At 61.3% G+C, this 9,497-nt stretch carries 8 protein-coding genes; 3 read left to right on the top strand and 5 right to left on the bottom strand.

The features are described 5' to 3' along the window. Positions 1–141: 141 nt before the first annotated feature. The 5 genes from efeO (CE491_RS11450) to CE491_RS11430 all read right to left on the bottom strand — a co-directional run bounded on the left by efeO (CE491_RS11450) (position 142) and on the right by CE491_RS11430 (position 5,561). Positions 142–963, bottom strand: a complete 822-nt coding sequence (gene efeO / locus CE491_RS11450) for an iron uptake system protein EfeO (protein ID WP_110948456.1) — start codon at positions 961–963, stop codon at positions 142–144. Between the two features lie 27 nt (positions 964–990). Beyond that, entirely contained in the window at positions 991–2,313 is a 1,323-nt protein-coding gene (gene efeB, locus CE491_RS11445; protein WP_110948455.1) for an iron uptake transporter deferrochelatase/peroxidase subunit, read from the bottom strand. A gap of 65 nt (positions 2,314–2,378) precedes the next feature. Then, a complete protein-coding gene (gene efeO / locus CE491_RS11440) occupies positions 2,379–3,590 on the bottom strand; it encodes an iron uptake system protein EfeO (RefSeq protein ID WP_110948454.1) in 1,212 nt (403 codons plus the stop codon). A gap of 8 nt (positions 3,591–3,598) precedes the next feature. Then, complete coding sequence (gene efeU / locus CE491_RS11435) at positions 3,599–4,468, bottom strand: iron uptake transporter permease EfeU (RefSeq protein WP_110948453.1); 870 nt, start codon at positions 4,466–4,468, stop codon at positions 3,599–3,601. A gap of 190 nt (positions 4,469–4,658) precedes the next feature. Next, positions 4,659–5,561, bottom strand: coding sequence for a LysR family transcriptional regulator (locus CE491_RS11430; RefSeq protein WP_110948452.1), 903 nt, complete (start codon positions 5,559–5,561; stop codon positions 4,659–4,661). 142 nt (positions 5,562–5,703) lie between these two features. On the opposite strand from CE491_RS11430, the gene CE491_RS11425 reads away from it, so the two are divergent. The 3 genes from CE491_RS11425 to CE491_RS11415 are packed head-to-tail and all read left to right on the top strand — an operon-like array spanning position 5,704 to position 8,687. Beyond that, the gene (locus tag CE491_RS11425) at positions 5,704–7,008 is read left to right on the top strand and encodes a CitMHS family transporter (protein ID WP_110948451.1); all 1,305 of its coding nucleotides are present in this window, start codon (positions 5,704–5,706) and stop codon (positions 7,006–7,008) included. Next, entirely contained in the window at positions 7,009–8,367 is a 1,359-nt protein-coding gene (locus CE491_RS11420) for an acyclic terpene utilization AtuA family protein (RefSeq protein ID WP_110948450.1), read from the top strand. It abuts the gene before it with no gap. Continuing rightward, on the top strand, positions 8,364–8,687 hold the full coding sequence (locus CE491_RS11415) for an AtuA-related protein (protein ID WP_110948449.1): 324 nt from the start codon (positions 8,364–8,366) through the stop codon (positions 8,685–8,687). The genes CE491_RS11420 and CE491_RS11415 overlap by 4 nt, the downstream gene beginning before the upstream one ends. Positions 8,688–9,497 lie beyond the last annotated feature (810 nt).

Below are 9,497 nucleotides of genomic sequence, written 5' to 3'. Positions count from 1 at the left end.
TGACTGCGCCTTTTTCCCGAATCCATTGGTTCCTCCTGAGGAAAGGTCAGAAGGTGTAAACCTTATTCAGGACGGGACATCATGCCAAAAAAAGCCCGGCTGTCGAGCGATCGGCAGCCGGGCTTTTTGTCGAGCATTGACTCAGTTCAGGCCGAGTTTGCCACGCAGTGTCGACAGGTCTTCAGCCAAGGTGTTGATCGGTCCGGTCAACGCCTTGCGATCGTTTTCCTTGACCTTGTCATAGGTCTCGTAGCCGCCATCCTTGGTTTTGTACTTCGCCAGGATTTTTTCTACGGTGGCGAAGTTCTTGTCGACCTTGGCAACGAAAGCCTTGTCCGTTTTCTCGAGTTGCGGCTTGAACAGGTCGACGATTTTCTTCGAGCCATCCACGTTACCCTCGAAGTCATACAGGTCCGTGTGGCTGTAGCGGTCCTCTTCACCGGACAGTTTGGTCGCGGCCACTTCTTCCATCAACGCAGCAGCGCCGCCCACCACTTTCTCTGGCGGGAAGGTCATGTCGGCGATGCGCGATTGCAGCTCTTTGACGTCGGCCAGCAGCTTGTCGGCGAACTTGTCCTGATCTTTGGTGGTGTTCTGTGCGAACAGCGCGTATTCCAGGCGATGGAAACCGGTGAAATCTTCAGCCTTGACGCCTTTCTCGTGGTCGTCTTCGCGGGAGTCGATCGAGGCATCGAGGTCGCTGAACAGCTCGGCAATTGGCTCGATGGACTCATAGGAGACGCGAGTGGTCGGGAACAGCTTCTTGGCCGTCGCCAGGTCGCCTTTCTTGACGGCGTCAGTGAATTTGGTGGTGTCGGTGACCAATTGGTCGACCTTTTCGGAAACGTAGATCTTGTAGTCCGAAATCGGTTGTACCAGATCCAGAGGGGCCGTCGCCGCGAACACGGACGGGGTCTGCAACAAGCCAAGGGTAACCAACAGCGCGAGAGGCGACTTTTTCATGGAGCTCTTCCTGTGAGGTAAGGGTTGTCAGGCAGTTTTTGTTTTTGCAGCGGAGGCAGCGGCCAGCATCGTGCGGCCGATAAAGTCGTTGTTGTCCACCACGCCCGGGAGGGTGAAGAAATAGCCGCCACCGACAGGCTTGAGGTATTCCTCCAACGGCTCGCCGTTGAGGCGGGTCTGGACGGTAATGAAGCCTTTTTCCAGATCCGACTGGTAGCAGATGAACAGCAGTCCCATGTCCAGCTGGCCGTTCTTGTTCACCCCATTGGAGTAGTTGAACGGACGACGCAGGATCAGGTTGCGCTGGCTTTGCGGGGTGCGCGGGTTGGCCAGGCGGATGTGCGAATCGAGCTTGGTGATCTTGCCTTCCGGATCCTTCTTGTAATCCGGGACGTCGGTTTCGGTCTTGCCGTCCATTGGCGCGCCGGTGGTCTTGACCCGGCCAAAGATGGCTTCCTGTTCCTGCAATGGCGTACGGTCCCAGCGCTCGACGAAGTTGCGGATAATCCGCACCGCCTGGTAGCTGCCATTGGCGGCCCAGGCCGGCTCGTCGCTGCCCGGTTGGACCCAGACCAGTTCGTTCATGGCCTTCTGATCGTTCGAGTCGGGGTTGGCCGAGCCGTCGCGGAAGCCCAGGAAGTTGCGTGCGCTTTCCGGCGGTTGGCCCGGTTTGAGCGGGGCCTGGGCCGGGACGGTGCCTTCCTGTTTCCAGCGCACCAGCAGCAGGTCCGGCAGATTTTTCACGATGTCGCGCAGGGCGTGGATGTTGCTGTCCGGGGCGTTGGAGCAGAACTGAATGCTCAGGTCGCCGTGGCAGCAGGCGGCTTCCAGCGCGTCGTTGGGGAAACCGACCATGCGCTGCAGGCGTTTGGGCTTGACCTGCTCCAGACCGAAGCGCTCGTCGAACAGCGAATCGCCCACGGACACCGTGATGGTCAGGTTGTCGGGGGTCACTACTGGGCCGAGGATGCCGGAGTCGAGCGGTGGCAGTTTCGGATCTACCTGGGGCACTGCGCCGCCGGTCATCAGAAACGCGATACGCTCGTTAAGCGTACGGAACAGACGCTCCAGGTCTTCGCGATCCTGTGCCAGCACGTCGAAAGCCACCATCATCCCGGCAGTAGGGCGCGGCGTGACAATGCCGCTCTGATGCACACCGTGGAATTCGTTGTGGTCCTGGGTTTTTTCACTTTTCGGCGCTTCGGTCACTTGCGCAGGCGCGTTGGTGGCTGCGAGGGCGCTGCCGCTCAGGCTGGCGCCGGCAATGGCAGCCCCCGCTGCGCCGATGCCCATCAGGACACGACGGCGTTCAGCGGAAATCGGGGCGTTGGATGAATCGTTGTCTTTCATTTGAATAGGTTCTTCGCTCGGGTTTCAGGGCCTGGCGGGCGCGTCACGCACCCGCCTGGGCACGCTTACAGGTCGGTGAGGCCCAGGGCCGGATCGATTCCATCGAGTGCATCGGCCAGAGCCTTGGCCTTGTCTGCGATTTGTTTTCGTTGTTCGGTACTGACCTGGTCATACGGCTTGAAGCCGTCGTCGGTCTTGAGCATCAGTAACTGATCATCCAGCGCGGTCGCCGCGTCGTCGATCTTCTTCAGCACGTCGCCCGAGGTCTTGGCCAACAATGGGCGCAGTAGGTCGATGACCTTGCGCGTGCCTTGCAAGTTGGCGGCAAAACCGGCGACGTCGATATGGCTGTAGCGTTCTTCCTCGCCGTTGCTGCGGATCTCGGCCAGGCTGCGGATGTTGCGCACGACCATGCTCGCCAGTTGCTCAGGGGCGATGGACTGGGCCAGCAGTTGGGTTTTCAGCGCAGCGATGTCGGCCTGCAGCTTCTGCACCACGGGCGCCAGGCCTTCCACCGACTTCTGCGAGAACAGGCCGAACTCGATGCGGTGGAAGCCGCTGAAGCCTGGATCCTGTTCACGTTTTTCGAAGTAGTCGGCGCGGGCATTGATCGCATTGTCCAGTTCCGCCAGACGCTGCGCGGCCGGGGCGATGCGCTGATAGGCAGCACGGGCCGGAGCATAAGCCTGCTGAGCATTGGCCAGGTCACCGCTTTGGATGGCCTGTTGCAGGTCGTTCACGGCGCGGATCAGTGCGCTGCTCTGGGTGCTCAGGTAAACGCGGTATTCGGACAGCGGGCCGATGAACGCAACCAGCGAAGGACGGGCCTTGGCGGCGGCTTCGGATTCGGCGGTCGGGGTCACGTGCAGAGTGCCGCGGGGGTTGCTCAGCAGGCCGCAGGTGATCGCATAGTCGCCCGGTTGCAGGTTGGCATTGATGATCTGGCTAAGGCCCGGTGCGATGTTTTCACGTTCCTCGATCACCAGCACGCCGTCGAGGATTTCCCACTCAACGGCACGTTCGGAGGCGTTGACGATGCGGAAGGCGTTCTTCCCGGCCGGCACGGTGAGTGCATTGGGCTCACAATTCCTGGCGTGAATGGTGACTACCGTTTCGTTGCCACTGTTGGCAATGCGCTTTTTCTGCGCAGCCTGGGACGCGAAATAGAACATGGCGCCCGCTGCGATCATCAGAATCACAGAGCCTGCGACGGCGAATCGCAGCGCACGAGAAGGCTTGGCTTTCTTTGGCGGAAGGCCCGAAGGACTGCTGGTCATGGTTGCCCTTATTTGTTCGTAACTGAAGAGGTATGGCCGTGCTCATGCGCCGGGCGAGTGGGTAGACTCACCACCCGCGGCTGCGGCAGGAAGAACAGCACCAGTGCGAATACCAGGTAAGCCAGGTAGACGGCCAGCACGCTGACGGTCGGCGCATCCTGATAACCGAACATGCCAGCCAGGACCGAACCGGTCGGGCCATCCATCGGCAGCGTCGCGCTGATGTCGAAGACCACGGTCTGGAAGTGGTTCCACAAACCCGCCTCATGCAGCGCCTGCACCGAGTTGGCCAGAATGCCCGCTGCCACCACGAGGATGAACAGCCCGGTCCAGCGGAAGAAACGGCTGAGGTTCAGACGCATGCTGCCGCTGTAGATCGCAAAGCCGATGGCCACCGCGATGATCAGGCCGAGCAGGGCGCCCAGGGGAGCGCTGGCACCCTCGCTCTGCTGGAAGATCGCCAGCAGGAAAAATACGGTTTCCAGGCCTTCGCGGGCCACAGCGAAGAACACCATGCCGATCAGGGCGTAGGTCTGGTTTTTCGAGCCGGCGAGGGCTGCGTCCAAAGAGGCGTGCAGTTCATGCTTGATTGAGCGCGCGACCTTGCGCATCCAGAACACCATCGAACTGAGAATGATCACGGCGAACAGGCCCACGAGCCCTTCGAACAGTTCCTGCTGTTTCTGCGGAAACTCGGCGCTGACCAACTCCAGGCCGCCACCGACGAACAGCGCCAGAGCACAGGCGAGGAAAACCCCGATCCAGACGGCTGGCATCCATTCACCGCGGCCGGTTTGTCTGAGGTAACTGGCAATGATGCCAACGATAAGCGCGGCTTCAATCCCTTCGCGCAACATGATCAAAAAAGGAACGAGCATTTATCACCGGTGTAAATCTGGTAAGGTATGCAGCGTGAACGCGGTCGCAAGCCATTCGCATTCAGCCAATGTGTAGCATAATGATACTCATTATTGAATGCGCATACTGGTTTTTTTGCAAAATCCCGGATTTGTGCATCACAGGCAGCGCGAGTTTCGAGCCGCACGCTGCGTAAGAGAGATGCACGGTCTAGCTCGCCGCTTGTGGCTTGCGATTTATCACTGCCCTAAGGGTCTCCACGAAACGTTGCGCCGCAGGACTCAATCCGAAGCCCGTCCGGGTTATCACGCCAATCTCCCGATTCACCCCGCCATGCTCGATTCTCACCTGCACCAGGTCGCCCCGTCCCTCGTCGGCCGATTCGGGCAGCAAGGTCATCCCCAACCCCTGTCGCACCAAGGCCATGACGGTGGACATGTAGTTCGCCTCCAGTGCCGGCGTCAGCGCCAGCCCTTCGTTGGCGAACAATTGCTCTACCCGCTCACGCACGCTGCTGTCGCGGCCGGTGAGGATGATCGGTTCGCCGGCCAGCTCTGACAGCTTTACAGAGTGACGCGCCGCCAGCGGATGACTCGGAGGCACGAACAGGCTCAGGCGGTCGACCATCACCACCTGGAAATCCAGCCCGTGACTGGTCCGCGCCTTCACGCCCAGGCCGAAATCCACCTCGCCTTCGCGCACCAGCGCATCGATGCGCTGCGCCACCACATCGCGTAACCGCACTTCGACACCGGGAAACTGCTCGCGGAAGGTCTTCAGGATCGGCGGCAGCGCGCCCGAGCACATGGAGGGCAGGGCGGCGACGGTCACGACGCCCCTGCGCACGGCCGCCAGATCCCGCGAGCCGCTGACGATGTTGTCCAGATCCAACAACAGCTTTTCCATCGGCCCCCGAGTGTTCTGCCCGGCGGCGGTCAGGCTGACCTGGCGCGGGCTGCGTTCCAGGAGGGTCACGCCGAGCCATTCTTCAAGTTGCTGGATTTGCACGGTCAGGGCCGAGGGCGACAGGTTCAGCTCGATGGCCGCCTTGGCGAAGCTGCCGCTGTCGGCCACAGCGAGGAAGGCGCGGATGTGCTGGATCGAGTTCTTCATGACGGCTTTCTCTTGATTCGGTTTTTTAGAACGTGGACCTGCGAACATTTCAATTTACAAAGCTTACCCTCGTTTCGATACTCGCTGAAAACAACAACCGCTCGTTCCGCCGGCCGCCGGACAGGAATGACAAGGAACGCCCATGCTCGCCACCCTCGGTGTCATCACCATTCTCTGTTTGCTCGCTGCCGTCATGAGCAAGCGTCTTTCACCTCTGGTTGCCCTGATCGCCTTGCCGATCATCGCTGCGCTGCTCGGCGGTTTCGGGTTGCAAACCAGCGGGTTCATCATCACCGGTATCAAGAACGTCGCCCCCGTGGTCGGCATGTTCGTGTTCGCCATCCTGTTTTTCGGGGTAATGACCGACGCCGGCATGCTCGACCCGATCATCGACCGCATCCTGCGCACGGTTGGCACACGTCCTACGCGGATTGTCGTCGGCACTGCGCTGCTGGCCTTGCTGGTGCATCTGGACGGCTCGGGTGCGGTGACCTTTTTAGTGACCATCCCGGCGATGCTGCCGCTGTACACGCGGCTGGGGATCGATCGGCGCATCCTGGCCTGCGTCGCAGCGATGGCGGCGGGGGTGAACTTCTTGCCGTGGACCGGTCCGGTATTGCGTTCGTCGGCAGCCTTGCATGTGTCGGTGGCCGAGCTGTTCCAGCCGCTGATCCCGGTGCAAATCGTCGGGCTGGCGTTCGTCTTCATCAGCGCCTGGCTATTGGGGCGTCGTGAAGAGAAGCGCCTGGGCCTGGGCCGCCTTCAAGGGGCTGGCGCAAAGGTCGATGTGGTGCCCGCGCGGGTATTGACCGAGCAGGAGGAAGTGCTGCGGCGCCCGCGGCTGTTCTGGCTCAACTTGCTGCTGACGATCGTGGTCATGGCCGTGATGATCGCCGGTTGGGTCGATCCGGTAGTGATGTTCATGGTCGGCACGGTGCTGGCGCTGTGTATCAATTATCCCAACGTCGACGCGCAACGCGCTCGCATCGATGCCCACGCCAAGACCGCGCTGACCATGGCCAGCATCCTCCTCGCCGCCGGGGTGTTCACCGGGATCATGCAAGGCACCGGAATGCTCAAGGCCATGGCCGAAGTCGCGGTGGCGCAGATTCCCGCCGGGCACGGCAAGCTGATTCCGATGGTGGTGGGCTTTCTGTCCATGCCGCTGAGCCTGCTGTTCGACCCGGATTCCTTCTATTTCGGTGTGATGCCGGTGATCGCCGAAGTCGGCCGCGCGCTGGGTGTCGATCCGCTGCAAGTGGCTCAGGCATCCTTGCTCGGCGTGCACACCACTGGCTTCCCGGTCAGCCCGTTGACCCCCGCGACCTTCCTGCTGGTGGGCTTGTGCAAGGTCGAACTGGCCGATCACCAACGTTTCACCATCCCGTTTCTGTTTGGCGCATCGGTGTTGATGACCCTCACCGCACTGTTGCTGGGAGTGTTTTGAATGAAGACTTTACGCATTGGCTCCGGCGCCGGTTACTCGGGCGACCGCATCGAGCCGGCCGTGGAACTGGCCGACAAGGGCGCGCTGGATTATCTGGTGTTCGAATGCCTGGCCGAACGCACCATCGCCCTGGCGCAGCAGGCGCGACTGGCCAATCCCGAGGCCGGTTACGACCCGCTGTTGAGCGAGCGCATGCGTCGGGTACTGCCGTTCGTGGCCCGTGGGCGTGAATCCGGGCAAAAGCGTCTGCGGATCATCAGCAACATGGGCGCGGCCAATCCGTTGTCGGCGGCGCGGGAAGTGCGACGGATTGCTGCCGAACTGGGTTTGCATGGCCTCAAGGTCGCCGCGCTGACGGGGGATGACGTGCTCGCGCAGTTGAATCCCGAGCAGTTGCTGGATAACGGCGCAACGGTCGGGTCGCTGGGTGAGCGTCTGGTCTCGGCCAATGCGTATCTGGGCGCGGAAGGGATTGTCGAAGCACTGCAGGCCGATGCCGATGTGGTGATTACCGGGCGGGTGGCCGACCCTTCGCTGTTTCTGGCGCCGCAACTGTTCGAATTCGGCTGGGCGCAGGACGACTGGGCAAGGCTGGGACGCGGCACGCTGATCGGTCATTTGCTCGAGTGCGCGGGGCAGATTACCGGTGGTTATTTCGCCGATCCCGGCGTGAAGGATGTGGCGGATCTGGCGCGGTTGGGTTTCCCCTTGGCTGAGGTGGATGCGCAAGGCAGGGCGGTGATCGGCAAGGTGCCCGGTTCCGGTGGGCGTATCGACACCGCGACGTGCACCGAGCAGATGATTTACGAGGTGCACGATCCCAAGGCGTACCTCACACCCGACGTGACCGCGGATTTTTCCGGCGTGTCCTTTAGTGTCGTTGCGCCCAATGAGGTGCGTGCCGAGGGTGCCGATGGTCGCGCTCGCCCGCAGACGCTGAAAATCTCGGTGGGCTATCTCGATGGCTGGATTGGCGAGGGGCAGATTTCCTATGGCGGCCCTGGGGCGTTGGGGCGTGCGCAGTTGGCGCGAGACGTGGTGCTGGAGCGGCTGAAGATAACCGGTGTGGTATTGGACGACGTGCGCGCCGAACTTATCGGCCTCGATTCGTTGCACGGCGCTGCATTGGGCTTGCGTACGTCGGGCGAACCCTGGGAAGTGCGGCTGCGGGTGGCCGGTCGCTGCGCCGATAGAGCCGAAGCGGTGCGCATCGGTAACGAAGTGGAAACCCTTTATACCAACGGCCCGTATGGTGGCGGCGGGGCGACCAAGAGCGTGCGTCAGGTGGTGGCGGTGGCTTCGCTGTTGTTGCCTCGGGATGCCGTCAAGCCAAGGGTTCATCTGGAGGATGCCTCATGAGTGCAGTCAAATTGCGTGAACTGGCCCATTCGCGAACCGGGGACAAGGGCGATACGTCGAATATCTCGGTGATCGCGTTCAAGGCCGAGGATTATCCACGCCTGCTCGATCAACTGACCGCCGAGCGCGTGGCGGCGCATTTCGCTGAATTGCTCGACCCCAAGGCAGGGGCAGTGCGGCGGTATGAGTTGCCGAACGTGCAGGCGCTCAATTTCGTGTTGCCGGGGATTTTGAAAGGGGGCGTGACGAGGTCGCTGGCGCTGGATGCGCATGGTAAGGCGCTGGGGGCGGCGTTGCTGGATATTGAGCTGGAGATGTGAGGGGTTTTGTGTTCGGCCGGTTGTCTCCGTTTTCCTGGCCCACGGAGCGGCAAGTCGGCCTACTACAAGGGGATTGCGTAAGTGCGCAAAATCCCGGTCCGACTCAGAACCTGTAGGAGACGTCGGAGGTTACGACGGCAGCGAACGGGGTGGGTCAGTGAAAGGTGATGTGCCTGACCCGCCGCCTTCGCGGCTGTCGCACAGCTCCAGCAGCTCCCACAGGTACAGCGCCAGCTTCAGGTCCTGATCCCGCTTTGCCTTGATCGCCCGAGATATCGCGCAAAAAAGGCTCTAGTCGCACCACTGCAGGGGATTGCGTAAGTGCGCAAAATCCCGGTCCGACTCGGAACTTGTAGGAGACGTCGGAGGTTACGACGGCAGCGAATGCGGTGGGTCTGTGAAAGGTGAGTGGCCGATCCACCGCCTTCGCGGCTGTCGCACAGCTCCAGCAGCTCCCACAGGTACAGCGCCAGTCTTCAGGTCCTGCTTTGCTTTGGTCGCCCGAGATATCGCGCAAACAAAGCGGTAGGCGCACTACAAGGGATTATGTAAGTGCGCAAAATCCGGTCCGAGTTAGAACCTGTAGGAGACGTCGGAGGTTACGACGGCAGCGAATGCGGTGGGTCAGTGAAAGGTGAGGTGTCTGATCCACCGCCTTCGCGGCTGTCGCACAGCTCCAGCAGCTCCCACAGGTACAGCGCCAAGCTTCAGGTCCTGATCCTGCTTTGCTTTGCTTTGCTTTGGTCGCCCGAGATATCGCGCAAACAAAGCTGTAGGCGCACGACAAGGGATTGCGTAAATGCGCAAAAT

This window comes from Pseudomonas bohemica, assembly GCF_002934685.1.
Lineage (GTDB): Bacteria > Pseudomonadota > Gammaproteobacteria > Pseudomonadales > Pseudomonadaceae > Aquipseudomonas > Aquipseudomonas bohemica.
The sequence above is the reverse complement of the archived record's forward strand: the minus strand, read 5'-3'. Positions and strand labels throughout refer to the sequence as shown.

What these genes read in the sequence shown, in the direction of transcription:
- efeO (WP_110948456.1), bottom strand. Translation starts at nt 963, where the DNA reads ATGAAAAAGTCGCCTCTCGCGCTGTTGGTTACCCTTGGCTTGTTGCAG.
- efeB (WP_110948455.1), bottom strand. Translation starts at nt 2,313, where the DNA reads ATGAAAGACAACGATTCATCCAACGCCCCGATTTCCGCTGAACGCCGT.
- efeO (WP_110948454.1), bottom strand. Translation starts at nt 3,590, where the DNA reads ATGACCAGCAGTCCTTCGGGCCTTCCGCCAAAGAAAGCCAAGCCTTCT.
- efeU (WP_110948453.1), bottom strand. Translation starts at nt 4,468, where the DNA reads ATGCTCGTTCCTTTTTTGATCATGTTGCGCGAAGGGATTGAAGCCGCG.
- CE491_RS11430 (WP_110948452.1), bottom strand. Translation starts at nt 5,561, where the DNA reads ATGAAGAACTCGATCCAGCACATCCGCGCCTTCCTCGCTGTGGCCGAC.
- CE491_RS11425 (WP_110948451.1), top strand. Translation starts at nt 5,704, where the DNA reads ATGCTCGCCACCCTCGGTGTCATCACCATTCTCTGTTTGCTCGCTGCC.
- CE491_RS11420 (WP_110948450.1), top strand. Translation starts at nt 7,009, where the DNA reads ATGAAGACTTTACGCATTGGCTCCGGCGCCGGTTACTCGGGCGACCGC.
- CE491_RS11415 (WP_110948449.1), top strand. Translation starts at nt 8,364, where the DNA reads ATGAGTGCAGTCAAATTGCGTGAACTGGCCCATTCGCGAACCGGGGAC.